Below are 23,251 nucleotides of genomic sequence, written 5' to 3' on the forward strand. Positions count from 1 at the left end.
CAACGCCCCAGGCTCGGCTCTGCAAGGCCGGCGCCAACAAATCCTCTACTTCCGCGCTTCGACAGTCCCGGTCACCCGCTTGGGCAGCGAGAACGCCGTCTCCAGCACGGCGGCGAGAAAACATATCCTGATCGGCTCGATCAAAATGCCGGTGGAGGAATCCTGGAACGGGCTGCCGAACAGCAGCGTCAGTCCATGCGAGAAAATCTGCCAGACGTCTAGCTCGTGCGGGCCGATCAGCCGCGTCGCGCCAAGCCACAGCCAGGCCGCGCCCCAGTCTAGCAGGCGGTAGCCGACGATCAGCGTGCACAAAAGCACCAGGCTGGAACTCACCGTCAGCCGCACGCCATTGGCGATCGGCAGGTAGCGCGAACGATAGCCGGCGATGAAATGCTCGACGAAATCGCGCAGGAATTTCGGCAGTCCGGCATAGCGCCGGCCGAACCGCTCGACGCGGCTGTCGACCCGCATCAACGCCGCGTCGTCGCGCACGTCATAGCCATAGATCAGCGCCGCCATCACCAGCCAGATCAGCGGCAAAAGCATGTAGAAAAACAGATTGACCGCCACCGTCGAGGGCGCGATCGAGGTGATCTCGACCGGCACCACAGGTGCGGCGCTCGTCGCCGTCACCGGGCTCGCCAGCCCGTCGATGGACGCCTGCAGCACGGACCAGAGATTGCGGCTCATCAGCCAGTGCAGCGCGCTGTCCTTCCAGCGGCTGATGACGTAGAGACCGACGAAGATCCAGTTGGTCTCGCAGATCACCACCACGATCTGCCAGAACGACGTTGCCGTCGTCTTCGTCTGCATGAACTTGGCCAACCGGCGGATCAGCCATGACACGGCGACCGAAATCAGCAGCCAGCGCGAATCGAGCACGTCGAGCACATTGCCGCTCTGGCCGAAATCGGCCTGTTCGAGCGAGGCGCGCGAATATTGGCGCACGATATCGCCGAGGAACCCCCAGGCGGCATAATAGGCAAAGAACGGCAGCAGCGCGATGGTGATCATGCGCACCAGCCGCGAGCCGCGCCGGTCAGTACCTCCCGCCTCCTTGCCAGCGACTTCGCTCTCGGAGGCCGCGGCCTTGTCCGCGCCGCGCTGCGCGGCCAGCACATTGGGCAGGCCCGGCCGCAGCACATGGAACATCGCAACCGTCACCACCAGCTGCGCCAGCGCCACCAGCGTCAGCATGGCAAGCCCGGCGAAATGGTTGGCGAGCGCCACCCTGGCAGCCAGCTGCAGCAGGAGATCGCCGGCCAGCACCCCGGCCAGCACCAGCGCCACGAGCTGCGGCCAGAAGCGCCGCAGCAGCGAAAAACTCAAGCTGATCGGCCTGATGATGTCGGCAACCATGAGATTCTTTCACGCTGCCCCCGCGCGAAGCCTTTCTAGCAAGGCGCGGATGTTTTGCAAGAAATGGGGGCAGCTTCCTGGCAAATGGCTGGGGTGAGCGCACAACCCTTGCTGCTCCTATCGCCTCACCCGCGACTTCAGCCAGCGGTCGAACGCCACCGCCAGGATCAGGATCAGCCCGATGACGATGCTTTGCGTGTAGGACGAGACGTTGTTGAACTGCAGGCCGTTCTGCAGCACCCCGATCAGGGCAGCCCCCACCACCGTGCCGCCGACCGAGCCGATGCCGCCGAACAGCGAGGTGCCGCCGATGACGACGGCGGAGATCACCGTCAATTCGTAGCCGATGCCGGCGACCGCTTCGGAAGAATTCAGCCTGGCCGACAGCACGAAGGCGGCGAGCCCGGCGAAGAAGCCGACGATGACATAGACCGAGACCAGGATACGGTCGACGCGCAGGCCCGACAGCCGCGCGGCCTCGGCATTGCCGCCGACGGCATAGACGGCGCGGCCATAGCGGGTGTAGCGCAGCACGATATGGCACAGGATGGCGGCGATGGCGAAGATGATCGCCGGCACCGGCACCGGACCGATCAGCCCCGTGCCGAACCAGCGCATCGAGGCGTCGAAGCCGGAGATCGGGCCGCCGTTGGAAATGGTCAGCGTCAGCCCGCGGAACACCGTCAGCCCACCCAGCGTGACGACGAAGGGCGGCACTTTCAGCCTTGTGATGGCGAACCCCTGCACGCCGCCGGCGAGCGCACCGACCACGACAGCAGCGAGCAACGCCGCGAACCAGCCAAAACCTTGCGTGCCTGACGTGGACAGCGACAGCGTGTTGGCGGTGCCGCCCTTGGCGACCACGGCCGCCACCATGCCACAGAAGGCGAGCAGTGAGCCGACCGAAAGATCGATGCCGGCAGTGAGGATGACGAAGGTCATGCCGAGCGCGATCAGCCCGGTGATCGAGATCTGCCTGGTGATGTTGAACAGGTTGATCGGGTCGATGAAGCTCGGCTTCAGCACGGTGAAGACGATGACCAGCGCCGCCAGGAACAGCAGCGGCCCAAAGCTCATCAAAAGCCGCGCGATCGTCACGCCGCCGCGCTGGCTCTGTTCCTCGGCGATGCTCATCGTGCCTGCCCCTCCGCATCCTGTGCCGGCGTATCCTGCCTGTCGAGCGCCATCAGTTCCATCAATCTTTCCTCGTTTGCCTCGACGCCCGGCATTTCGCCGGTGATACGCCCCTTGCGCATGGTGACGATGCGGTCCGACACCGCCAGCACCTCGGGCAGCTCGGACGAGATCATCATCACCGCGATGCCGCGCGCCGCCAGCTGCACCAGAATCTGGTGCACCTCCGCCTTGGCGCCGACATCGACGCCGCGCGTCGGCTCGTCGACGATCAGCACTTTCGGGTCGCGCGCCAGCCAGCGCGCCAGGATCACCTTCTGCTGGTTGCCGCCCGACAGGCCCTCAATCGCCTGCTCGGCCGAAGCCATGCGGATCGATAGCATCTTCCTGAACCCTGACAGCGCGTCGCGCTCGCGCCGCTCGGCCATGAAGCCGAAGCCGTTGCTGAAGCGCCCGAGGGAGGCGACGGAGAAATTCGGCAGGATACCAAGGGCTGCAAAGATCGCCTGGTGCTTGCGGTCTTCCGGCACCAGCCCAATGCCGAGCGCGATGGCGTCGGCCGGCGATGCGGGCGCGATCTGCTTGCCGTCGAGCGTGATCATTCCCGCCGCGATCCGATCGGCGCCGAAAATGGCGCGCGCCAGCTCCGTGCGGCCAGAGCCGACGAGGCCGGCAACGCCGAGGATCTCTCCCGCCTTGAGGTCGATATCGACACCGTCGAGCACGATGGCGTGCGGCGCTTCGGGATCGCGCACGGTGCGCAAGCCCCGAACCGACAGCACCACATCGCCGGCCGCCGCGCGTTGCGCCGGACGGGCGTAAAGTTCGGAAGCGGCGCGGCCGACCATCTTTTCGATGATGGCGGGCAATTTGACCGGCCCACCCTGACGCTCGAGATGTCCCGCCAGCCTGCCGTCGCGCAGCACCGTCATGCGGTCGCAGATGGCGGATGCCTCTTCCAGCCGGTGGGTGACGAACATGATGGCAACATGGTCCTTGCGCAGCCGGTCCATGATCGACAGCAGCCTCTGCACCTCCGTCTCGGTCAGCGCCGAGGTCGGCTCGTCCATGATGATCAGCCGACTTTTCAAGGACAACGCGCGGGCGATCTCGACCAGCTGCTGCTCGGCCACCGACAGTGCCGACACCGGCGTCATCGGATCGATGGTAAGGCCGACACGGGCAATGATGGCGCGGGAATCCTGTTCCATCTTGCGCCAGCTCACCAGCCCAAGCCGGCCGATCGGCGCGCGGCCGATGAAAATGTTCTCGGCCACGGTCAGCGTCGGGATCAGGCTGAGTTCCTGGTAGATGGTGACGATGCCCAGCCGCTTGGCCTCCTGCGGGCTCGCCGGCTGGTAGTCGGCGCCGTCGAAGGTGATGCGGCCGCCGGACGGTGGCATGACGCCCGACAGGATTTTCAGAAGCGTCGATTTCCCCGCGCCGTTTTCGCCAAGCAGGCCAAGGATTTCGCCGGCGCGGACATCGAGCGAGACATCGCTCAGCGCGGTGACGCCGGCAAAATGCTTGGTGACGCCCTCGACGGCAAGCAGGATCGGCGATGCGGCTTCAGACGGAGACAAGGGTGGCTCCTTGATGCGGTTCAGGCTGCGCTTGAACACCCCCCTCTGTCCGGCAGGACAGAGGGGGGTGCTGTCCTGCCCGCCTCGCCAATCGGCCGATGTCCACCCGCCCCTACTTCGTCTCGCTCAACCTCTCCGCCTTATCGAGATTGTCCTTGCCGATGACGATCGGCGTCAGCAGCACCAGCTTCTCCTTCGGCTCCGTCTTGTCCTTGGCGTAGGCGACCGCGATCTGCACGGCGGTGCGCGACTGCTTGCCTGGGAACTGTTCGACCGTGCCGGCGAGCTTGCCGTCACGCACGGCCACCAGCGCTTCCGGCAGCGCGTCGAAGCCGTAGATCTTGACGTCGCTGAAATTGCGCGCGGCACACGCTTCGAGCGCGCCCAGCGCCATGTCGTCATTGGCGCAGATGATGGCGTCCGGCTTGCCGTTGGCGGCAAGGCCGGCTTCCGTCACCGTCAGCGCCTCGGCGCGGGCGAAGTTGGCGGTCTGCTCGTAGACGATCTGGTACTTGTCCTTCAGCGGATCAAGCACATTGTGCACGCCCTTGTTGCGGTCGATCGCGGGACCCGCGCCCGGCTGGCCCTGCAGGTGGAACAGCTTGGCGCCATTGGGGAACGCCGCCACCACGGCCTGGGCTTCCGCCTCGCCGCCCTTGACATTGTCGGCGCCGACATGGGCCAGAATGCCCTGGACACCGTCGACGCGGCGGTCGATCGTCACCACGGGAACGCCGGCCTTCACCGCTTCCTCGATGGCTGGCGCCAGCGCGTTGACGTCGAGCGGCGAGATGACGATGGCGTTGACCTTCTGCACCAGCGCCGCCTCGATGTCGGCGGTCTGCTTGGTGGCCGAGTTCTGGCCGTCGCTCTCGGTCAGGTTGACGCCTTGCGCCTGCGCTTCGGCCTTGATCTCGTTCAGCATGTGCACGAAGAACGGAAAGCCGAGACTGGGCACCGAGCCCAGTATGGTGAGTTTGTCCTCGGCGAAAGCCGAGCGTGCGGCGAGCATCATGGCGCCCGCGGCCACGGACGTCATCAGGAATTCGCGTCTGTTCATGGGTTCCTCCTCCACAGAAGCGCACGGCCCCTAAAAACCGGGACCGGTTTCAGGAAGGATCATGCGCCGGTTAAAGTGTTGGAGCATCCTCCTTGCGCCAAGAACGCATGCCGCTCCAGCTGACCGCCGCCTAAATTCCTCCGATCGGCGTCAACAAGAGGATGCTAACCCAGGGTCAACCATTTGTGCAACATCGATATAACAGCCAGGACAGCAACTTGTCGGAATTGTCTGAATTTTGGACTCTTCGGTCCGAAGGCCTTCTACGTCAGGAACGCCAAGGAGCGACTCCAGAGCTGCGCGGCCGCCGTTGCATTGTAATCGGACAGTGCCGGGTCGGAAACATAATGTCCCGCGTTTGGATAGCGGAAAACCTGCACATCCGCTCTCGCTGCCTCCGCGCTTTCCTGCCAGGCAGTGACGTCGGGCTCGGGGAACAGTGGATCGGTGTCCGCGACATGCAGTTGGATGGGCAAGCCGGGTCGTGTGTTGGCAGGCACGGTCGCCAAACCATGCAACAGCAGAACACCCGCTGCCAGCGGCCGCGACTCCCAGAATTCCGCCACCACGCCGGCTCCCATCGAGATACCCGCCAGCACCGCATCCCCCGGCGTCGAGGCCAGAGCCTCTCGCGCCTTCAGGCAGATGGCACCCCAGCCGATCCGCGCCTTGATCGCGAAACCTTCATCGAGATCATCCGTCGCCGCACCCTGATAAAGATCTGGCAGTGCGACCGCATGGCCGCAGACGCGAAGGCATTCCGCAAGATGACGCTCGACCGGGCGAAGGCCAAGAACCGAGTGAAACAGGATGATGTCCGTCATGCACCGGCCCCTAGGTCGCGCAGATCCAGTCATTTTTTACCTGCCGGGGCGTGCAGCCTCAAGGCACACCGCATCGGCTTCCATTTTCCCGGTGCGCCACTACCTTTGGGACGGCCAGGCCGACGAAATGGAGACACCATATGAAGCCGCGCATCATCTGCCACATGCTTGCCTCGCTCGACGGCAGCCTTCATCCAAGCCGCTATACTGAAAGCCCCGACGGCAGCCGGGCGGAGTGGTCGGGCCTCTATGAAAAGATCCACAACGACCTCGAAGGTGACGCCTGGATCGTCGGCCGCGTCACCATGGCCGAGATGAGCAAGGCCGCCGCGCATCCGCCCGAGCATGTGGGCAAGGTCGATCGGCCGCATCATTTCGCGCGGCGCGACGCGGGCAGCTTTGCCGTGGCGCTCGATGCCTCGGGCAAGCTGCACTTCGCCAAACCCGATATCGGCGGCGACCATGTCGTGGTGCTGCTCGGGTATGATGTGGCCGACAGCCATCTGGCCGAGCTCGCCACTGACGGCGTATCTTATATCGTGTCGCAAACGCCCGGCATCGATCTCGCCGCCATGCTGGACGTGCTTGCCCGTGAGCTCGGCATCCGCCGTCTGCTGCTCGAAGGCGGCGCCGGCATCAACGGCTCCTTCCTGGCGGCGGGGCTGGTCGATGAACTCAGCCTTCTCATTGCCCCCGCGCTCGACGCGCGGGCGGCAAACCAGGGCTTTGTCGAGTTCGGTGAAAGCGGCCTTGCCGACAAGGTGCGGTTGTCGCTCAAGGATTGCAAAGCCCTCGCGCATGGGCTCGTCCATTTGCGCTATGCCGTCACCCCTGGCTAAGGCCGCGTCTTGCGCGCCTCAGTATCGCATCGCGTCCAGATCGGCGATCAGCGTCGGGCCGGTCGGACGCCAGCCGAGCCGCGCCTGGGTCAGCGCGCTGGAGGCCGGCAGGTCCATGGGGGCGAACATCGCCATCCAGCCGAAATGCTCCGCCGCCTTTTCCGGCGCGATCGAAACCACCGGCAGGTTCAGTCCCCGGCCAAGCGCCTCGGCGATCGCGCGTACCTCGACGCCTTCCTCGCCGACGGCGTGATAGCGCGCGCCGGGCTGCCGCTTCTCCACCGCGAGCCGGTAAAGACGCGCGGCGTCCGCGACATGGCCGGCCGAATAGCGGTTGCGGCCCTCGCCGACATAGGCCGAGGTGCCCTTCTGGCGCGCGATCTCGATGAGCGGCGAAATCAGCCCCTGCTTAAGCGTGTTGTGGACCTGCGGCAGGCGCATCACCGACAGGTTGATGCCCGCCTCCAGCAACGCATTCCCGGCGAGTTCCGAGGCGATGCGCGGATTGGGGTGATCGGGGTTGAAGACATCCTCGACGGCCAGTTGGCCGTGGCCGGGACTGCCCATGCCGACGCCCGAGGTGATCACCAGCGGCCGGTCGGAGCCGGCGAGTGCCTGGCCGAGCGCGGCGATGACACGGCTGTCCTTTTCGCAATTCTCGGCGAACCGCGAAAAATCATGGTCGAACGCGGTGTGGATCACGGCTTCCGCCTCCGCCGCGCCGTCGCGCAGGCCTTGGGGATTCTCGAGGGTTCCCCGATACACCTCGGCGCCGGCGGCGGCCAACGCCTCGGCACCGGCATCGGAGCGGGTGACGCCGACGACCTGATGGCCGGCCTGAAGAAGTTCGGGAACGATGGCCGAACCGATGAAACCGGTCGCGCCGGTTAAAAAGATACGCATGCAAAATCTCCTGCACAGTTGCCTGCGTACTATCGCTGCTCTATTATTCCATTAAAGTAGTGATCTTATCATGGTATAATGGCTAACAGGATGTCCAACACTTCCGCCGGTTCGCTCGCAGCATTCCTGAAAGACAGACGCACCCGGCTCGACCCCTCATCGTTCGGCTTTTCCGGGCGCAGGCGCACGCCGGGACTGCGCCGGGAAGAGGTCGCGCAACGCGCCAACATCAGCCCGACCTGGTACACATGGCTGGAACAGGGACGCGGCGGCGCGCCTTCGGCCGACGTGCTGAACCGGATCGCCAAGGGCCTGCTGCTGACCGAGGCCGAGCGCGAACATCTTTTCATGCTGGGGCTCGGGCGCCCGCCCGAGGTCCGCTACATCGGCGCCGACGGCGTCAGCCCCAGGCTGCAGCGCCTTATCGACACGCTCGAGGCAAGCCCGGCCCTGATCAAGACGGCGACCTGGGATGTCGTCGCCTGGAACCGCGCCGCGCAAGTCGTGATGACCGATTACAGCACCTTGCCCGCTGGCCAGCGCAACATCCTGCGGTTTATGTTCCTGAGCCCCACCATCCGCGCCAAGCAGCACGATTGGGAGAACCTCGCCCGTTTCGTGGTCGGCGCGTTCCGGGCCGATGCGGCGCGCGCCGGCGCGGTGTCAGAGGTCGCCCAACTGGTGGAGGAGCTTTGCAGCGCCAGCCCGGAATTCGACGCGCTGTGGCGGGAAAACGACGTGCTCAGCCATGGCGACGGGACAAAGCGCCTGAAGCATCCCGAACTCGGCGACATCGAGCTGGAATATTCAGCCTTCGCGGTGGATGGCCGGCCGGATCTGAGCCTGACCGTCTACAATCCGGTGGACAGCAAGGTCGCCGATCGGATCCGCGATCTCGCCCGGCGGCACCAGGAGCGAGAGCTGGACCTGTCGCGTTGACTCTGGATCCCATTCAAGGCGGCGTTCGCACACCCGTTCAGCTTGCGCAAGGCCGGCATCCACTCACACAAATTCTGATTGTCAGGCAACGCATTTGCACGGTTGGCCCGCCGCCAGCCGGCAGCGGGCCAGGCGCCGCTACTGGATGATCTTGACGATCTTGCGGGTGCTTGGATCCACGATCACGGTCCGGTCGTCGACGACGGTGTAGCGATACTTGACGTTGGGGACTTCGTGAAGCTCTACGGTATCGGGCAAGGCCGTGCCGACGTTGAGTTCCACGCCGGGAACCTTGACCGAAGCCAGGGGCTGCTTATGCACATACTCCTTGATCACTGTTTCCTGCTCGGGCTGGATGACGACGTCCTCGGCAGCGGCTGCGCCGACACCTGCGAGCAACAGAACCGCGGCTACGGCGGCAAGATCTTTTTTCATGAGTACCTCCATCTGAAACCTGCACAGCGCAACATTGTCACCGCGCTGCCGGATCGAACTTCAGGCATGATTGAATGTTCCAGGGCTTGGGCTTCGGTCCGGCCAGCACCAGACTTAGGTCCCATCGAAAAACGCAATAGTCCTGCCGGCGCCGCCGGCGGGAACGGCCGTCTTTCGCGCTCGTTGTTCGCTGCAAGTTCATCGCGGATACCTGACGGATGTCGGGCAGCACTGCGGGTGTGTTTTTTGCGAATTGGCGCAGCTACGTCCCTTCCTGCGCCAATAGGGTTCGCTCACTGCTTCAGGCGGTGAGCGAACCCTAAACCCTCGGCGTCAGCCGATAAGTGAGGAGGTTTAATGTTCAGCGACAAGGAAACCCGCCTTATGGAGGCGGCGCTGGTGATGGCGGTCCCGTTGTCGGCCTTGATCGCCGTCCTGCTCGTCAGCCTTACTTTGAACTGGTAGCAGCCCTTGCTGCCTTTATCGCCAATCGTGGGGTCGAGTTGAGGCCATGGGACAGCAGATCCGTCCATACAATCCCAACCTGACCATGCTGGCCCGATCTGACCATGCTGGCTAGCCGCCAAAGGGAGGAGAATCGCGCCTTTGTCGCCGTGGAGCAAGGCGGACGGTACCGGCGCGCTTTCCGCCACCCCGCTGATCGGGCCTTGCCCTCGCTGCGCAACCAGCGCTCACCGCTGCCCGTGGAAATCGCGGTCCGTTTGTGACCCTTTCAGAAAGGAGCCCGGCCTGCTTTGGCGGAGGGCTCGGCACGTTGCGAGCAGGCCGGGCTATGCTCCGGCTGCCACACTTGGCGGAGGCTCGGCCGGTGCAAAGGCAGGTTGTGCGTTTATCGCTCGACCCGCAACTCGGACTGAAGTCCTGCGAACCAGGCGCATTGGTCCCAAACATTGAACATAGTTTGCTGGCGCTCGTTGCCGAGAGGGACGCGTGAATTGGAGAAGAGCAATGCAGCTTGGTGAGATCATCGCCAACACCTTGGCCATCCTCTTGCTGGTCTGTTTTCTCGCCAGCACATTCTTCCTTTTCGGAAAGCCATTGTGGCCGGAGCAGCATGCCCGCATGATCATCCTCGTGCCGGTTGACGCGATGGCGACAGCCTCGACCAGCCGCAGTGGCCCACCTGTGTTGCCAGGCACCTTCGACACCGGCCTTGCCCATCCAAGGCCGTCCTGATGGGCATCGGCGATGGTGAGCCGACCCTAGCCGGCGCTATCGAGCGCTGCTCGCGGCAAGCCTAGTCGAGCTTCTGGATGCGCCCTTTGTCGAGACGGAACACGCCATCGTTGCCGCCTTGTTGCTCGAAGTCGGTCTGCAGCTCATCCCAGATACCAAGATATCTGCCGCACTCGGCGCAACTGATCCGCGTCGATGGTGTCGCATCGGCCGGGATTTGCAGGCGGATGGTGCCGCAAAAGGGGCACTCCAATCGGTGATCGAGATATTCGCCAGGGCGCGTCTGTAGTAGCCTGCGCACAGCTTCCTCCTGGATTTGGGTGGAAGCAGGATGATCGCTCCCAAGCGCCCACGTGTCTTCGCGTCGCGGACGGCCTTTGACAAGTTACGCCAGCCATTGGCGGGGTCAATAAACAAAGACATGACTGCCAATCACCAGCCCAATCCTGGAAGCGTGGCGGCCGCGGCATCTCCAGGCAGACGCCTGACCCCGGCAGCGAATACAGCTTCACGAACGGCCCGGAACCAAACCACCCGGCAGCGGTTTCCCAATGGAAGGGACCGCAAACCACGGAAGCAGCAATGGAACTTTTGACCTTGGAACTTGCCAGGGCGAGGCAGCGACTTAACCGGGCGGAACTCGCCCTTGAACGCGCAAACGCGATGCTGGACGAAGACTGTGGCGTCGGTATCAATCTGCGGCTTTGTGACAGGATAAGATCCGCGCAACAACGCGTCGGCGAAGCGAAGGCTCGTCTTGTGAAGCTCGATCGCGCCAGCACGGATTCAGTTCACTCCGGCTGAAGCTTACGCGCCACCGAGAGAGCTTCCCGCCCGGACCCTCGTTCAGGCAATCGCAAGCTCAGCCTTGATCCAAATCCACCGGCAGTGGCCTTGCAAGTCTCATATCTTGCGCCGGGAACCGGTCGAGCGTTGGTCGCTGAGATGCGGGCGCCAGCCATGCACCCGGTCCCGCCCGGCGGCCTTGGCGCCGTAAAGCGCCTCGTCGGCGCGTCTCAGAAGATCGGCAATCTCCATCGCGGCGCCGTCCGCATCGAGGGTGCTCACCCCAATGCTGACCGTGACGATACCCTTTTCGCTGCCGGCATGCGCCATGGCAAGGTCGCGCACCTTGCTCCTGAGGGTCTCGGCGATGACGAAGGCGCCCCGGGCGTCGGTCTCCGGCAGGATGAGCGCGAACTCCTCGCCGCCGTAGCGGGCCGCCGCGTCGGCCGGACGGCGGGCAGTCGCCTGGATGCAGCGGCTCACGGCGCGCAGGCAATCATCGCCCGCCGGATGGCCGTAATGGTCGTTGAACCGCTTAAACCAGTCGACATCAATGATCATCAGGCTGAGCGGCGCCGCATTGCGCCTGGCGCGCGAGAATTCGCGCGCCAGCGCTTCATCGAAGGCGCGGCGCGTCCACAGTTCGGTCAGCCCGTCGCGGTGCGCCAGAAGGTTCAGCTTCTCGTTGACGGCCAGCAGTTCGGCCTCGACCTGCTTGGCCTCGGTGATGTCGGAAAACACGCTGAGGCTGCCGCCGTCGCCTGTCGGCCGGGTGCGTACGTCGAGCCAGCGGCCGTCGGCGAGCCAGACCTGGCGATGGCTGACAAGCTTCTGCGAGGCCATGATGCCGTCGATCCAGCCCTCGACCGCGTCTGGCGGTGTGGTCCCCTCGCCGCGCGCCGCCGAGGCGCGCAGGATGTCGCGATAGTCGGCGCCGGGCACCCTCATCTCAGCCGTCTTAGGAAACATGGCGCGATACTGGTCGTTGCACAGCACCAGCCTGCCGTCCGGGTCGAACATCACCAGACCGTCGGCCATGTGTGTCAAGGCGTCTCCGAGCCGGACCCGACTTTCCGCCAGCTCGGTCTCGAGCTGCTTGCGCGCCGTGATGTCGCGATTGTGCGTGATCAGGCCGACGACGGCCCCGCTCCTGTCGCGAAAGGGCGCCTTCAAGGTCGCCAGCCAGCCTTCGGTTCCATCCTCGTGATGAAGGTGCTGTTCGATGGTGGACGAGACGCCCGACGCCAGCACGGCAAGCTCGTCCTCGCGGAAACCTTTCGCCGTCTCGCGCGGATAGAAGTCGAAGTCCGTCTTGCCGATCAGCGCCTTGGCGTCTGGCGCCTGCATCAGTTCGGCCGTTGCCGGATTGGCCGCGATGAACCGCCCGTCGAGGTCCTTGACGTTCAGGCAATCCGGCAGCGTCTCCACCACGGCCTTGTAGATGCGCCGCGACTGCAGCGCCTCGAGGCGCCGCCGCTCCTGGTAAAGCGTAAGCCCCGACAGCACCACCGAGACGAAGATGAGCAGGGAGGAAGGCAGCGCAACCTTCGGCAGGACTGTTTGCAGCACATCCCGCGGCAGGACGCTGAGGCCAAGCAGCGACGCCGCCGCTGCCGCCGCGCCGAGGGTCATGATGTCGACCATGGTGGGCCGGCGGCCCCTAAGGGCAAGGTTTCCGGCAACACCGACCAGCATGGCGGCCGCGATCCCCACCGCGCCGGCGAAGGCGCCGATGCCACCCTCGAAAGTCCGGAACGCACCGGCCATAACCCCGGCGACGACGCCGGCGACGGGACCGCCGAAGAAGCCGGCAACGGCAATCATCGTCGCCCTGAGATCGGCGAGCACGCCAGGCTGCAGCTGCATTGGTGTGAGCATCAGGATGATGGCTCCGGCGCCCATCAGCAGGCCGAAGGTCGCCGCCTTTGCGGCGGGCGCCCAGCGGTCCAGCCACACATGGGTGTGGATCCAGACCGACACGAACATCGCCACGACCGCCAGATTGGCCAGCAATTCGGACCAGGGCGAACCCATTGGGCGCCTTTCCTGTTACCGGGCTTTCGCCGTACCGCCTCCTCGATAGACCCTCAATGACAACAAAGTGTTACATCAGGGATTGCCTTTGGTCGAAGGAGCCAGGCCGTCGCGCCCCCCCTCACCACCGCATCCCGTCGACAAAATCGATGAATGCCCGCAGCGGCGCTGGCGTCAGGCGGCGGCCGGGGTAGTAAAGGAACGGACCCGAGAATTCCTGCCACCAAGGCTCCAGCACGGGCTCGAGCCTGCCATCGTCGAAATAGGGGCGCAGCCAGTCCTCGAACAATGAGACGATACCGCCGCCGTCGACCGCCACGCTGACAGCGAGGTCCATCGCCGTGCCGGTGCTGACCAGCAGCGGGCCGGTCGGGTCGACGCTCACCGTCTCGCCGTTGCGTTCGAAGTCCCAGGGCGGCATGGAGCCGCTGGCGAAGCGGCCGCGCAGGCAGGCGTGATCGAGCAGGTCGCGTGGATGGCCGGGCCGGCCGCGCCGATCGAGATAGGCCGGTGCGGCGGCGGTGGCGAAGCGCTGCCGGCGCGGGCCGATCGGCACCGCGATCATGTCCTGCTCCAGCCGTTCGTCATAGCGGACGCCGGCATCGCAGCCGCTCGCCAGTATGTCGACGAAACTGTCCTCGGCGGTCACTTCGACGCGGATGTCGGGATAGGCCGCGAGGAAGGGCGGCAGAAGGCGCGGCAGCACCAGTTTCGCCGCCACCACCGGCACGTTGAGCCGTAGCGTGCCGGCCGGACGGCCGCGAAACCCGTTGATCACGTCGAGCGCGGCCTCGACCTCGCCGAGCGCGGGACCGAGCCGCTCCAGCAGGCGCGCGCCGGCTTCGGTGGGGGCGACGCTGCGCGTGGTGCGGTTGAGGAGCCGCACGCCAAGCCCCGTTTCCAGCCGTCGCACCGTCTCGCTCAGGCTGGAGGCGCTGAAGCCGGTCGTCCGCGCCGCCTGCCGAAACCCGCCGGCGCGCGCCACCACCATGAATGCCTGGAGGTCACCCAGATCCGTCGCCATTGTTCGCCTTTCCGCACAGCCTGTGCCGACTGCGCCATATTATCGCGCGGGCGGGGACTGTCTATATCGAGCCGATCCAAAGGAGATCGAGACCCATGACCGACATCAGCAAGGCCGGAACTTTCAAGCTCGGCGACCGCACCGTGAAGCGCCTGGGCTATGGCGCCATGCAACTGGCCGGACCCGGCGTCTTCGGCCCGCCGAAGGACCGCGATGCGGCGATCGCCGTGCTGCGCGAGGCCGTTGCCAGCGGCGTCGACCATATCGACACATCGGATTTCTATGGTCCGCACGTCACCAACCAGATCATCCGCGAGGCGCTGCACCCCTATCCCGCGGACCTCACCATCGTCACCAAGATCAGTGCGCGGCGCGGCGAGGATGCCTCGTGGATCCCGGCGATGTCGCCACAGGAACTGACGCAGGCCGTGCACGACAATCTGCGCAATCTCGGGCTGGACGTGATCGAGGTCGTGAACCTGCGCTCCATGCATGGCATCCACGGGCCCGCCGAAGGCTCGCTCGAGCCGCAACTCGAAACGCTCGCCGAACTGCAGCGCCAGGGGCTTGTGCGCCATATTGGCTTGAGCAATGTCACCCGCAAGCAGATCGCGCAGGGACGCGGCATGGCCGACATCGTCTGCGTGCAGAACCAATACAACATCGCGCATCGCCAGGACGACGCGCTGATCGACGAGCTTGCCGCCGACGGCATCGCCTATGTGCCGTTCTTCCCGCTCGGCGGCTTCACGCCGCTGCAGTCGAGCACGCTTGCCGACGTCGCGCAAAAGCTCGGCGCTACCCCCATGCAGGTGGCGCTCGCCTGGCTGTTGCAGCGCTCGCCCAACATCCTGCTTATCCCCGGCACCTCGTCGGTCGGGCATCTCAGGGAGAACCTGGCGGCGGCCGAGCTTAAGCTGCCGGCGGATGCCGTCCAGGTCTTGAACGGCATAGCAGGCGAGACCGAGCAGGCCGCGTGACGCGTCGAAAGGCCCCGTTTGGCCGGCTTGCCGCCGGGGCCTCGATGCGGCCTCGGCGGCAGCTTGCTAAGCTGACGCTGCCCATGGCATCTGTCCAATACCACGGATCGACCCAAGCAGCATGGCTTCACGACCACCACCGCCCGGCAGGCCGCCACCCGGCAAGCCACGCAGCGCCGGCCCTCCTGGCGTCAGCCTGAACCGAGCGCTCTCAAAACTCGGCCTGTGCTCGCGCACGCAGGGCGAGGCGCTGATCGCGCAAGGCCGCGTGCGCGTCGGCGGCAAGGTGGTGCGCGATGCCGCGCTGCGCGTCGACATGAACCGCGACAGGATCGTCGTCGATGGCGTCGAGGTGGTTGCCGAGCGCAAGGTCTATCTCATGGTGAACAAGCCGCGCGGGCTGGTCACCACGCGCGACGACCCGCTCGAGCGCGACACCGTCTATGCCTGTCTCGAAGGGCTCGACCTGCCCTTCGTTTCGCCGGTCGGCCGGCTGGACAAGGCCAGCGAAGGCCTGCTTCTGATGACCAACGACACACGCTTCGCCAACCGGCTGATGGACCCGGCCTCGCACCTGCCCAAGACCTATCACGTGCAGGTCGCCACGGTGCCGGATGAAACGATGCTGGACAAACTCCGCGCGGGCGCCACCATCGACGGCGAGGCCTTGGCGGCCAATTCGATCGAATTCCTGCGCAGCGGCGGTCGCACGGCCTGGCTGGAGATCGTGCTCGACGAAGGCAAGAACCGCCACATCCGCCGCCTGCTCGCCGCTCATGGCATCGAGGTCAAGCGCCTGATCCGCGTCGCCATCGGCAGCCTGCCGCTCGGCGACCTCGCCAAGGGCGTGGCGCGGCACCTCATGCCGGAGGAACTGGCGCTGCTGGCGCAGTGAGTGGGCGGCGAAGCCACTATTCGACGTTGATGCTGACGGCGGTCTGATGGGCATTGCCCATATAGGTGTGGACCGAAAACGTGACCTGGTCGCGCCCCTTGTATCCGGGGTTCGACCGGTAAAACCCCTTGATGCCGTCCACTTTGTGGGCATTGCATTTCCAGCGCTCGTTCGATTTGCTGAAACCGGTATAGAGCTTGGCATGCACGAGCCTGATCTTCCCGTGGCTTGGGCCCGCGACGATCCTGACATCGTTCGCGCCGGCGCTGGAACAGTCGGCATTCAGACTGGCATCCCTGAAAATATAGATCTCCTGTCCGGAGAGCGCCGCCTTTCCATAGCTTTCCGCCGCCGCCGGCCAGGCGGCACATCCCAGAACCGCCAATGCCGTTATCACACCTGTCGTCCGACGCTTCATTTCAACGATCCTCCTGCTTGTGCGATTTAGGACAATTCCAGGAAAAGTGCGTAATGGTTTTCCGTCCGGAATTGCGTAAAACAAAGCGTTCGGGCGAGCACTACTCCACCTTGATGTTGGTGACGTATTTGAACGCGTCGCCGTCATAGGTGTGAACCGAGATCGTCACCTGATCCCAGCCCTTGAAGCCAGGGCTCGACCTGTAAAGCGCCTTGATGCCATTCACCTTGTGGGAATTGCATTTTGCCCGGTCGTTCGACTTGTTGTAATGCGTAAACACCCCGTCATGGACGAGTTTTACATTTCCGTGGCTTGGACCCGAGACCACTCTCACATCGTCCCTGCCCGCGCTGGAACAATCCACGTTCAGGCTCGCTCCGCCGAAGAAATAGACATCGCGGCCCGAAAGCGCTGTCTTTTGGGAGGTGAACATGCGGTTGGAAGCAGCCGCCGGACTGACCGCAAAAGCCAGAAGCGCCAGGCCGGCCATGATGCTTGTCGCGCGGTGAGACATGTTTTTTCCCCCGTTTCAGAAATTTCCCACCGGCGATTTTATGACGGCACAAATCCAGGCTCAAATCACGGAAACAGCCATACCAATCAATTCATGGTTATCAGAACAAAATCGAGTAAAGGCCCGGCGATCGCCCTTATCAACACTCTGCCGAATGAAATGGAGTATTCCTGTCGAAACAACGCCATGAAAATCGTCAAGCCATAAACTTTGCCAAGAACAGATTGCCGATTGCGCTGTTTGACACCTGCCGATGATTTCTCCCTCGCGCCGTCCAGGAGTCGCTCAGGCCCGAATAGACCATCGCACCCCCCTCTCCTGACAGAAAGCTGGCAGGAGACCTGGGCTATGCATCGGCTGGGAAGCCCGGCCCGGGCTTCAGCGACCAAGGAACCTAAGCGATGAATTTCGTCTCAGTCCGCATCATCACATCGGATGTCCAGCGCCTCGTGCGCTTCTACGGTGAGGTCACCGGCATGCCGGTGACGGTCTATACCGAAGACTTCGCCGAACTGGCGACGCCAGCCTGCACGCTGGCGATCGGCAGCACGCGCACCTTGATGCTGTTCGGCGGCGACATCGCCCGCCCCGCCGACAACCACACGGCCATCCTCGAATTCCGCGTTGGCGACGTCGATGCCGAATTCGCCCGGCTGTCGGACCTCATCAAGAACACGACCGTGCAGCAGCCGACCACCATGCCCTGGGGAAACCGCTCGCTGCTGTTCCGCGACCCCGACGGCAATCTGGTGAATTTCTTCCAGCCCGTCACCGCCGAGGCGATCCGGAAGTTTGACAGATAGAGACGGTCGGGATTGGCTAGGGTTTGGGAATTGCCGAAGCCTCCCCGTGTTCGTCATCCCAGGGCGGAGCAGCCGCGAAAGCGGCGTCGCGGAGACCCTGGGATCCATGCCGCGATGCTGGCCGTGGAGTGCAGCGGAGCAGATTCCGCACCGTGGCCGCGCTCGGAGGTCGCGGCATGGATCCTCGGGTCTGCGCCGCGTCGCTACGCTCCTTGCTCCGCCCGTGGATGACGAAGTGACGGGCGCTTCCGCGCTCAGCAGGCGCAGATGCACTCCTAGTTCAAGTTCCACTTGCGCACGACCGGCTCGCCGAAATCATGTTCGTAGCCGAGCACGCTGATGCTGGCCGTGTCGAGCACGAACAGCGCCCCGCCTTCCGGCGGCAGACCCAGCCAGCGGGCGGCCAGCACGCGCAGGAAATGCGCGCTGGAAAAGATCAGTATGTCGGCATTGGCCTTGCGCAGGCGCTCGATGATCCTGTCGGCGCGGGTGCCGACATCGGCCGCCAGCTCGCCTTGCGGACAGCCGTCGCGAAACACGTTCCAGCCCGGCCGCTCGGCCAGGATCTCTTTCGTCGTGCGCCCTTCATAGGCGCCGTAGTCCCACTCCTGCAGATCGTCCATCTTGACGCTTGCCGCGCCAAAGCCGGCAAGCACGCTGGTGTTGTAGGCGCGCAGCGAGGGGCTCGACCAGACGGCTGAGAACGATAGGCCTTTCAACCGCTCCGCAACACCCCGCGCGGCCGCCTCGCCGGCCGGCGTCAGCGGCATGTCGGTGCGCCCGGTATGCTGCCCCGAAAGGCTCCATGCCGTCTCGCCATGCCGGACCAGATGGATTTGGGGGAACGCACTGCTCATGGGGTACCTTTCGATGTCGGCGGCACCTTAGAGGACGATGCGGCAAAGGGGAATCCGGGGTACTGGCGAAACCTCGCCTGGCCCTGATTCCCGCCGCATTGGCACAATGATTGAGCGTGCGGCATAACTATCTCTGCTGGATAGTCATCAGGCACGACAGGCAACACCATCATGTACAAACATCTGCTCATCGCCACCGACGGTTCTGACCTGGCCGACAAGGGTGTCGCCCAGGGCCTCACACTGGCCAAGGGCATCGGCGCCGCCGTCACCTTCGTTACCGTCTCGGAACAATTCCCGATCTTCGCCTGGGGCGGCGCCATGGCCGGCTATGCCGCCGGCGACGAACTGGTCACCTATCAGGAGGAAGCGCGCCGCTATGGCAAGGAAGTGCTCGACAAATGCAAGGCATCCGCCGATGCCGCCGGCGTGTCCGCCACGCTGGTCCATGTCGAGGACAAAAGGCCGGCCGAAGCGATCCTGGAACTGTCGCGGGCGCAAGGCTGCGACCTGATCGTCATGGCCTCGCACGGCCGCCGGGGCCTCGGCAGGCTGCTTCTGGGCAGCCAGACGGCGGAAGTGCTGTCCTACACCGAGATCCCGGTGCTGGTGGTGCGGTAGCGGCCACAACCCGATATTTTCAAGCTGGCGCCATCGGTCAGCGCAGTTTCACCGGTGCGGCTTCATTCGCCAGGGCATATTCAACCCGTGGCGGATGCCCGAAGAGCTGTTTGTAGGCGCGGCTGAAGGCGGCTTCGGACTCGTAGCCGATGCGCAAGCCGATCTCACCCACGCGTGCGTCTCGCCTGGCCAGCAGATCGCGGGCCAGGCCCAGCCGCCATTCATTCTGGTAGCGCAGCGGCGAGCGCCCGACGAGCGCGGCGAAGCGCTCGCAGAAGCTGGAACGGGACATGCCGGCCTTGTCGGCCAGTTCATTGATGCTCCACCGCTGCAGCGGCCTTTCGTGGATGGCCTTCAGGGAACGGGCGATGCGGGCGTCTGAAAGCCCGCCGAGCCAGCCCGTGGCGCGTCCTTCATGGACCCAACTGCGCAAGGTGCGGATGACCATGAGATCGATGATGCGGGAAATCATCAAAGCCGCGCCGGGCTGGGCGTCGCTGGTTTCGACCATCAGGAAAGGCAGCATTCCATCGACCCACCCTGCCCCGTGGGCACGCCCGATATGGATGCATCGCGGCAAGGCGAAGATCATTCCCCGCAGGCTGTCAGGATCGAACCAGAAGCGGCAGGCGACGATCGCCACTTGCGGATGCGACGCCACCAGCCGCAACGCGCCGGGACCGCGAGGCAGGAGCACGAGGTCGCCGGCCTCTATGACGACAGGGGCCTGATCCCCACTCTCCATGCGCAGCGCGCCGACGGTCACCACGACGATATGGGCTTGGCCCTCGTCGAGATCGAGTTGCTCCGCCTGTGCCAGCGTGCGTGAAAAAACCTCGTCGCCGGTAAGCCTGATCTGCGCCAGCACATGCGAGAGAAGGTCCCCCGAGACACCGGCACGCGGCCCTCCATCCGGAAGAATGGTCAAATTTTCAGGCGATTCCATCATGGATGCGGCCGGCCGGCTCCCCTACATTGCTTACGACGATAGCGCATTTTCGTGCTGATTATGCGCCGTTTTTTCCTTGGATCAAAACCATTCCCGCAGCCAGGACTGAGAGAACGGGCTGTTCCAATCATCCAACCCCGCGGACGTGGTTCCAAATCGATCAAGCGGGTCAATCGCCGTCCAACCAACGAGACAGGAAATTCCAATGAGCACTCAAACCATTCAGGCGCCCGGCGCCGCATCGCAGTGGCTGAAATCCTATTATTTCCTCCGGGCCGGCTTTTCGGTCGCCTGGGTGGCGGCCGCCTTCACCCTTGGCAAAAGCGCGCCGCCGGTTTCCGCGCTACTCCTGGTCGCCTACCCCTTGTGGGACGCTGTCGCCAATATTCTGGACGCGCAGCGCAGCGGCGGCCTGAAAGCCAATCCCAGCCAGGCGCTCAACGCGGTGGTCAGCACGATCACGGCCATTGCCGTCGTCATCGCACTCGGACAGGGCCCGCACGCGGTTCTGGCGGTGTTCGGTGCGTGGGCGGTTCTCTCCGGCCTGTTCCAGCTTGCGACCGGTGTGCGCCGTTGGCGGGCGGGCGCGCAATGGGCGATGGTGCTGAGCGGTGCGCAGTCAGCGCTTGCCGGTGGCTTCTTCATCAAACAGGCAATCGGCACCGCGACGCCTGGCATCACCGACATCGCGCCCTATGCCGGGTTCGGTGCCTTCTATTTTCTCGTCTCGGCCGTATGGCTGGCCGTCACGCAGGCACGCAAGCCTACGTAAAGGCCTGGGACTGGTCGCTGCGGCCGCCTTCGTTCACACCACTTCCAGCACCTTGCCCGTGTCGTGCTGGCGCACGAAATCGACGCGGCCGCCGTCCCAGTGGTAACTGTAGTGGCGGCCCTGCACAGGGACACCGATGACGTCTGGCCAGAAGATGCCGATGCACTCCCCATCGGGCATGCGCACGCTGTTCCACACCAGCCCGTCGCTGCCGGCGGCCCGCAGCGCCCGCCCTTCCGCCTGCGACGCCGTGTAGTCGTCGGGATCGAGCACGCCGGGCACGGCGTTGACGTCGTCGAGGTCGCGATCGACGCTGCCGATCAGCACGCGGAAATCGGCCGTCCAGCCGGGCGCCTCGTTGGTGGCGCGCATGAATTTCTGGTGATGGTGGATGGTTTCGGCCAGCGCCACGTCCTCGCTGTCGCCGGCATAGTAGATGCCGTAGCTGCCGTCCGAAAACCGGCCGGGCCGAAGGACGGAACAATGCACGAAAGGCGCCATGACGAAACTGGCCCCGGGACCGGAAACCCGCCTTGCGGCCGGCACCTTGCCGAGATCGCCAAGCTCCAGCCGGATGCGCGGGTTGGTCTTCTCCTCGACGGCGGCGAGCGCCTCCCAGTCGCGCGGATCGGCGATGTCCTCGAACAGATCGATCGGCGGATGGATGGAGCGGATGATGCGATAGGTCTGGGGCCAGTGGACGCGGCGCCGGACCGCGAGCCCACTCACCATGCACCACGCTCCGCGTCGAGCCATTCACGCATCGCCGCGAGATCGGAAATGTCGCCGCGCAGCATCACGTCGAGCGCCGACTGCCCGCCGAAGGTGGCATTGGGCTTGCGTATCCAGGCATAGCCGCGCGCCGGCTCGGTGAAGAGGTAACGCAGCCCCTTGTGGATGCCCATCAGATGCGCCATGCGGGTGCGCAGATCGCGGTCGATCCGGCCGACGCCGCCCTCCTTCCAGCGCGCCCAGGTGCGCGCCGAAATGCCGCCAAGCAGGACGCAGGCCTCGAAGTCGGTGAGGTTCCAGGCCTTGAACAGGTTGACCGTGGTGCGCGCCAAAGCGCCTGCCTCTTCATCCGAAATGGCTGAGCCGACAGTGGCCGGTGTGGCGGTGATGGCTTGAAGCTGCATGTTTAGACCTCGCTAATTGGCAGATATATAGCATGTATATGCCAATTGGCAAGGCGGGGAGCCATTGTGAAGACCGCACTGATGGCGATTAGATGGTCCGAACAATATTGCATCAACAATTACGGTCGAATTTCCCGGTAGTTGGATTTCCAACTAAGGTCGCGCGTGCCCCTAAACGGTCCTTGGCGCGGTTCCGCGACCCGTGACAAACCGCAAGATCGGTCGAGCGCGTCATGTCCGCATACGCTTTAGCTGGTGCTGCCACGGAGAACGGAATGATGAAGGCGGCGCTTCAAAACTACCATGCCCGGATGCAGAGAGTGTTGGATCATATCGACCAGCATTTGAACGGCAATCTGGACCTGGATGCTTTGAGCGGCATCGCGGCATTTTCCAAATACCATTTCCACCGGCAGTTCACGGCGACCTTCGGGCTGTCCGTGCATCGCTATGTCCAGCTTGCCCGCATGAAGCGCGCTTCATACCGGCTGGCCTTCAGGGATGCCGAAAGCGTCACGGACATAGCGATGGATGCCGGTTACGATGCACCGGACGCCTTCGCCCGCGCCTTTCGGCAACGGTTCGGGCAGTCTCCTTCATCGTTCCGGAAGTCGCCCGACTGGGCACCGTGGCTTGCGGCCTTCGGGCCTATGGACAATGCAAGGAGCAAGCTCATGCACATTACCTATGACCACGACGACGTGACGATCCGCGATGTGCCCCCGACGCCGGTGGCGATCATGGAACATCGAGGCGACCGGGCGACACTCGGCGACACCATCCAGCGGTTCATCGCCTGGCGCAAGGCCGCTGGCCTGTCGCCGGAGACGAGCCCGACTTTCAACGTCTTCCGTTCCGAGAGGATGCCCGCCAACCCAGCCGATTACAGCATGGACCTGTGTGTCGGGACTGACCTGCCGATCGACGCTGATGACGGGCAAATGATGGCTGGCGTGATCCCCGGCGGACGCTGCGCGGTCTTGCGCGTCGTCCACAATACCAACAATTTGGAGCCAGCCGCGCTCTACCTTTATCGCGACTGGCTTCCTGCCAGCGGCGAGGAAGCGCGTGACTTCCCGATCTATTGCCAACGGCACTTTTCGATGTTCCCGAATGTGCCGGTGCCTGATGTGGTCTGCGAATTGTTTCTGCCGCTGAAATAGAGCCTTCTGACGGGACCTGGCCCTTC

Annotated in this window: 26 protein-coding genes; 10 read left to right on the top strand and 16 right to left on the bottom strand. The window is 64.4% G+C overall.

All coding sequences use genetic code 11. The features are described 5' to 3' along the window. Nucleotides 1-45 precede the first annotated feature (45 nt). The 5 genes from LB524_RS14020 to LB524_RS14040 form a co-directional block, all read right to left on the bottom strand. Entirely contained in the window at nucleotides 46-1,359 is a 1,314-nt protein-coding gene (locus tag LB524_RS14020; RefSeq protein ID WP_224527294.1) for a hypothetical protein, read from the bottom strand. 117 nt (nucleotides 1,360-1,476) lie between these two features. Continuing rightward, nucleotides 1,477-2,493, bottom strand: coding sequence for an ABC transporter permease (locus LB524_RS14025; RefSeq protein ID WP_015316810.1), 1,017 nt, complete (start codon nucleotides 2,491-2,493; stop codon nucleotides 1,477-1,479). Continuing rightward, entirely contained in the window at nucleotides 2,490-4,076 is a 1,587-nt protein-coding gene (locus LB524_RS14030; RefSeq protein ID WP_224527297.1) for a sugar ABC transporter ATP-binding protein, read from the bottom strand. Before LB524_RS14030 ends, LB524_RS14025 begins: the two co-directional genes overlap by 4 nt. Before the next feature lie 112 nt (nucleotides 4,077-4,188). Then, complete coding sequence (locus LB524_RS14035; protein WP_015316808.1) at nucleotides 4,189-5,136, bottom strand: substrate-binding domain-containing protein; 948 nt, start codon at nucleotides 5,134-5,136, stop codon at nucleotides 4,189-4,191. Nucleotides 5,137-5,399: 263 nt separating this feature from the next. Continuing rightward, a complete protein-coding gene (locus LB524_RS14040; protein WP_224527301.1) occupies nucleotides 5,400-5,960 on the bottom strand; it encodes a dienelactone hydrolase family protein in 561 nt (186 codons plus the stop codon). A gap of 140 nt (nucleotides 5,961-6,100) precedes the next feature. On the opposite strand from LB524_RS14040, the gene LB524_RS14045 reads away from it, so the two are divergent. Then, nucleotides 6,101-6,799, top strand: coding sequence for a RibD family protein (locus tag LB524_RS14045; protein WP_140725018.1), 699 nt, complete (start codon nucleotides 6,101-6,103; stop codon nucleotides 6,797-6,799). 18 nt (nucleotides 6,800-6,817) lie between these two features. On the opposite strand, the gene LB524_RS14050 is transcribed toward LB524_RS14045, so the two are convergent. Continuing rightward, nucleotides 6,818-7,702, bottom strand: a complete 885-nt coding sequence (locus tag LB524_RS14050) for an SDR family oxidoreductase (protein WP_140663534.1) — start codon at nucleotides 7,700-7,702, stop codon at nucleotides 6,818-6,820. Nucleotides 7,703-7,792: 90 nt separating this feature from the next. Between LB524_RS14050 and LB524_RS14055 the strand changes: the two genes are divergently transcribed. Then, the gene (locus LB524_RS14055) at nucleotides 7,793-8,641 is read left to right on the top strand and encodes a helix-turn-helix transcriptional regulator (RefSeq protein ID WP_224527304.1); all 849 of its coding nucleotides are present in this window, start codon (nucleotides 7,793-7,795) and stop codon (nucleotides 8,639-8,641) included. Nucleotides 8,642-8,779: 138 nt separating this feature from the next. Here LB524_RS14055 and LB524_RS14060 read toward each other — a convergent pair whose 3' ends face one another. After that, complete coding sequence (locus LB524_RS14060) at nucleotides 8,780-9,076, bottom strand: DUF1236 domain-containing protein (RefSeq protein ID WP_015316803.1); 297 nt, start codon at nucleotides 9,074-9,076, stop codon at nucleotides 8,780-8,782. A 969-nt stretch (nucleotides 9,077-10,045) separates the two neighbouring features. Between LB524_RS14060 and LB524_RS14065 the strand changes: the two genes are divergently transcribed. Beyond that, entirely contained in the window at nucleotides 10,046-10,273 is a 228-nt protein-coding gene (locus LB524_RS14065; RefSeq protein WP_224527308.1) for a polymerase, read from the top strand. A 61-nt stretch (nucleotides 10,274-10,334) separates the two neighbouring features. Here LB524_RS14065 and LB524_RS14070 read toward each other — a convergent pair whose 3' ends face one another. Beyond that, nucleotides 10,335-10,574 (bottom strand): hypothetical protein, encoded by a 240-nt coding sequence (locus LB524_RS14070; protein ID WP_015316799.1) that lies wholly within the window; start codon nucleotides 10,572-10,574, stop codon nucleotides 10,335-10,337. A gap of 281 nt (nucleotides 10,575-10,855) precedes the next feature. On the opposite strand from LB524_RS14070, the gene LB524_RS14075 reads away from it, so the two are divergent. Then, entirely contained in the window at nucleotides 10,856-11,077 is a 222-nt protein-coding gene (locus LB524_RS14075; RefSeq protein WP_015316798.1) for a hypothetical protein, read from the top strand. Between the two features lie 99 nt (nucleotides 11,078-11,176). Here LB524_RS14075 and LB524_RS14080 read toward each other — a convergent pair whose 3' ends face one another. Both LB524_RS14080 and LB524_RS14085 read right to left on the bottom strand, forming a co-directional pair. Further along, nucleotides 11,177-13,093: a diguanylate cyclase gene (locus LB524_RS14080; protein WP_224527311.1), complete on the bottom strand. Its 1,917-nt coding sequence runs from the start codon at nucleotides 13,091-13,093 to the stop codon at nucleotides 11,177-11,179. A gap of 121 nt (nucleotides 13,094-13,214) precedes the next feature. Then, nucleotides 13,215-14,117 carry a LysR family transcriptional regulator gene (locus LB524_RS14085; protein ID WP_224527315.1) on the bottom strand — a complete coding sequence of 301 codons (903 nt, stop codon included), beginning with the start codon at nucleotides 14,115-14,117 and terminating at the stop codon, nucleotides 13,215-13,217. Between the two features lie 95 nt (nucleotides 14,118-14,212). Between LB524_RS14085 and LB524_RS14090 the strand changes: the two genes are divergently transcribed. Continuing rightward, nucleotides 14,213-15,097 carry an aldo/keto reductase family oxidoreductase gene (locus LB524_RS14090; RefSeq protein WP_224527318.1) on the top strand — a complete coding sequence of 295 codons (885 nt, stop codon included), beginning with the start codon at nucleotides 14,213-14,215 and terminating at the stop codon, nucleotides 15,095-15,097. A gap of 121 nt (nucleotides 15,098-15,218) precedes the next feature. After that, the gene (locus LB524_RS14095; protein WP_224527321.1) at nucleotides 15,219-15,992 is read left to right on the top strand and encodes a pseudouridine synthase; all 774 of its coding nucleotides are present in this window, start codon (nucleotides 15,219-15,221) and stop codon (nucleotides 15,990-15,992) included. A gap of 16 nt (nucleotides 15,993-16,008) precedes the next feature. On the opposite strand, the gene LB524_RS14100 is transcribed toward LB524_RS14095, so the two are convergent. Both LB524_RS14100 and LB524_RS14105 read right to left on the bottom strand, forming a co-directional pair. Further along, nucleotides 16,009-16,410, bottom strand: a complete 402-nt coding sequence (locus LB524_RS14100; protein ID WP_140788515.1) for a hypothetical protein — start codon at nucleotides 16,408-16,410, stop codon at nucleotides 16,009-16,011. A gap of 100 nt (nucleotides 16,411-16,510) precedes the next feature. Then, nucleotides 16,511-16,924 (bottom strand): hypothetical protein, encoded by a 414-nt coding sequence (locus tag LB524_RS14105; protein ID WP_015316792.1) that lies wholly within the window; start codon nucleotides 16,922-16,924, stop codon nucleotides 16,511-16,513. Between the two features lie 401 nt (nucleotides 16,925-17,325). Here LB524_RS14105 and LB524_RS14110 point away from each other — a divergent pair, with 401 nt between their 5' ends. Continuing rightward, nucleotides 17,326-17,727: a VOC family protein gene (locus LB524_RS14110; protein WP_140724997.1), complete on the top strand. Its 402-nt coding sequence runs from the start codon at nucleotides 17,326-17,328 to the stop codon at nucleotides 17,725-17,727. Nucleotides 17,728-18,002: 275 nt separating this feature from the next. On the opposite strand, the gene LB524_RS14115 is transcribed toward LB524_RS14110, so the two are convergent. Further along, entirely contained in the window at nucleotides 18,003-18,584 is a 582-nt protein-coding gene (locus LB524_RS14115) for a histidine phosphatase family protein (protein WP_224527323.1), read from the bottom strand. Nucleotides 18,585-18,755: 171 nt separating this feature from the next. Between LB524_RS14115 and LB524_RS14120 the strand changes: the two genes are divergently transcribed. After that, nucleotides 18,756-19,205, top strand: a complete 450-nt coding sequence (locus tag LB524_RS14120) for a universal stress protein (protein ID WP_140663549.1) — start codon at nucleotides 18,756-18,758, stop codon at nucleotides 19,203-19,205. Nucleotides 19,206-19,242: 37 nt separating this feature from the next. Here the strand turns inward: LB524_RS14120 and LB524_RS14125 are convergent, their stop codons facing one another. Then, nucleotides 19,243-20,154, bottom strand: a complete 912-nt coding sequence (locus LB524_RS14125) for an AraC family transcriptional regulator (protein ID WP_224527326.1) — start codon at nucleotides 20,152-20,154, stop codon at nucleotides 19,243-19,245. Between the two features lie 205 nt (nucleotides 20,155-20,359). Between LB524_RS14125 and LB524_RS14130 the strand changes: the two genes are divergently transcribed. Further along, complete coding sequence (locus tag LB524_RS14130) at nucleotides 20,360-20,926, top strand: DUF308 domain-containing protein (RefSeq protein WP_224527331.1); 567 nt, start codon at nucleotides 20,360-20,362, stop codon at nucleotides 20,924-20,926. A gap of 33 nt (nucleotides 20,927-20,959) precedes the next feature. Here LB524_RS14130 and LB524_RS14135 read toward each other — a convergent pair whose 3' ends face one another. Then, nucleotides 20,960-21,658 (bottom strand): RES family NAD+ phosphorylase, encoded by a 699-nt coding sequence (locus LB524_RS14135; RefSeq protein ID WP_141906936.1) that lies wholly within the window; start codon nucleotides 21,656-21,658, stop codon nucleotides 20,960-20,962. Beyond that, nucleotides 21,652-22,062 (bottom strand): MbcA/ParS/Xre antitoxin family protein, encoded by a 411-nt coding sequence (locus LB524_RS14140; protein ID WP_224527334.1) that lies wholly within the window; start codon nucleotides 22,060-22,062, stop codon nucleotides 21,652-21,654. The genes LB524_RS14135 and LB524_RS14140 overlap by 7 nt, the downstream gene beginning before the upstream one ends. 278 nt (nucleotides 22,063-22,340) lie before the next feature. Between LB524_RS14140 and LB524_RS14145 the strand changes: the two genes are divergently transcribed. Continuing rightward, nucleotides 22,341-23,225: a GyrI-like domain-containing protein gene (locus tag LB524_RS14145; protein ID WP_224527543.1), complete on the top strand. Its 885-nt coding sequence runs from the start codon at nucleotides 22,341-22,343 to the stop codon at nucleotides 23,223-23,225. Nucleotides 23,226-23,251 lie beyond the last annotated feature (26 nt).

Origin of the sequence: Mesorhizobium sp. ESP6-5 (assembly GCF_020164695.1) — a bacterium.
Taxonomy (GTDB): Bacteria; Pseudomonadota; Alphaproteobacteria; order Rhizobiales; family Rhizobiaceae; genus Mesorhizobium; species Mesorhizobium australicum.

Coding starts and splice junctions, on each gene's coding strand:
- LB524_RS14020 (WP_224527294.1), bottom strand. CDS start 1,359: ATGGTTGCCGACATCATCAGGCCGATCAGCTTGAGTTTTTCGCTGCTG.
- LB524_RS14025 (WP_015316810.1), bottom strand. CDS start 2,493: ATGAGCATCGCCGAGGAACAGAGCCAGCGCGGCGGCGTGACGATCGCG.
- LB524_RS14035 (WP_015316808.1), bottom strand. CDS start 5,136: ATGAACAGACGCGAATTCCTGATGACGTCCGTGGCCGCGGGCGCCATG.
- LB524_RS14040 (WP_224527301.1), bottom strand. CDS start 5,960: ATGACGGACATCATCCTGTTTCACTCGGTTCTTGGCCTTCGCCCGGTC.
- LB524_RS14045 (WP_140725018.1), top strand. CDS start 6,101: ATGAAGCCGCGCATCATCTGCCACATGCTTGCCTCGCTCGACGGCAGC.
- LB524_RS14050 (WP_140663534.1), bottom strand. CDS start 7,702: ATGCGTATCTTTTTAACCGGCGCGACCGGTTTCATCGGTTCGGCCATC.
- LB524_RS14055 (WP_224527304.1), top strand. CDS start 7,793: ATGTCCAACACTTCCGCCGGTTCGCTCGCAGCATTCCTGAAAGACAGA.
- LB524_RS14060 (WP_015316803.1), bottom strand. CDS start 9,076: ATGAAAAAAGATCTTGCCGCCGTAGCCGCGGTTCTGTTGCTCGCAGGT.
- LB524_RS14065 (WP_224527308.1), top strand. CDS start 10,046: ATGCAGCTTGGTGAGATCATCGCCAACACCTTGGCCATCCTCTTGCTG.
- LB524_RS14075 (WP_015316798.1), top strand. CDS start 10,856: ATGGAACTTTTGACCTTGGAACTTGCCAGGGCGAGGCAGCGACTTAAC.
- LB524_RS14080 (WP_224527311.1), bottom strand. CDS start 13,093: ATGGGTTCGCCCTGGTCCGAATTGCTGGCCAATCTGGCGGTCGTGGCG.
- LB524_RS14085 (WP_224527315.1), bottom strand. CDS start 14,117: ATGGCGACGGATCTGGGTGACCTCCAGGCATTCATGGTGGTGGCGCGC.
- LB524_RS14090 (WP_224527318.1), top strand. CDS start 14,213: ATGACCGACATCAGCAAGGCCGGAACTTTCAAGCTCGGCGACCGCACC.
- LB524_RS14095 (WP_224527321.1), top strand. CDS start 15,219: ATGGCTTCACGACCACCACCGCCCGGCAGGCCGCCACCCGGCAAGCCA.
- LB524_RS14100 (WP_140788515.1), bottom strand. CDS start 16,410: ATGAAGCGTCGGACGACAGGTGTGATAACGGCATTGGCGGTTCTGGGA.
- LB524_RS14105 (WP_015316792.1), bottom strand. CDS start 16,924: ATGTCTCACCGCGCGACAAGCATCATGGCCGGCCTGGCGCTTCTGGCT.
- LB524_RS14110 (WP_140724997.1), top strand. CDS start 17,326: ATGAATTTCGTCTCAGTCCGCATCATCACATCGGATGTCCAGCGCCTC.
- LB524_RS14115 (WP_224527323.1), bottom strand. CDS start 18,584: ATGAGCAGTGCGTTCCCCCAAATCCATCTGGTCCGGCATGGCGAGACG.
- LB524_RS14120 (WP_140663549.1), top strand. CDS start 18,756: ATGTACAAACATCTGCTCATCGCCACCGACGGTTCTGACCTGGCCGAC.
- LB524_RS14125 (WP_224527326.1), bottom strand. CDS start 20,154: ATGATGGAATCGCCTGAAAATTTGACCATTCTTCCGGATGGAGGGCCG.
- LB524_RS14130 (WP_224527331.1), top strand. CDS start 20,360: ATGAGCACTCAAACCATTCAGGCGCCCGGCGCCGCATCGCAGTGGCTG.
- LB524_RS14135 (WP_141906936.1), bottom strand. CDS start 21,658: ATGGTGAGTGGGCTCGCGGTCCGGCGCCGCGTCCACTGGCCCCAGACC.
- LB524_RS14140 (WP_224527334.1), bottom strand. CDS start 22,062: ATGCAGCTTCAAGCCATCACCGCCACACCGGCCACTGTCGGCTCAGCC.
- LB524_RS14145 (WP_224527543.1), top strand. CDS start 22,341: ATGAAGGCGGCGCTTCAAAACTACCATGCCCGGATGCAGAGAGTGTTG.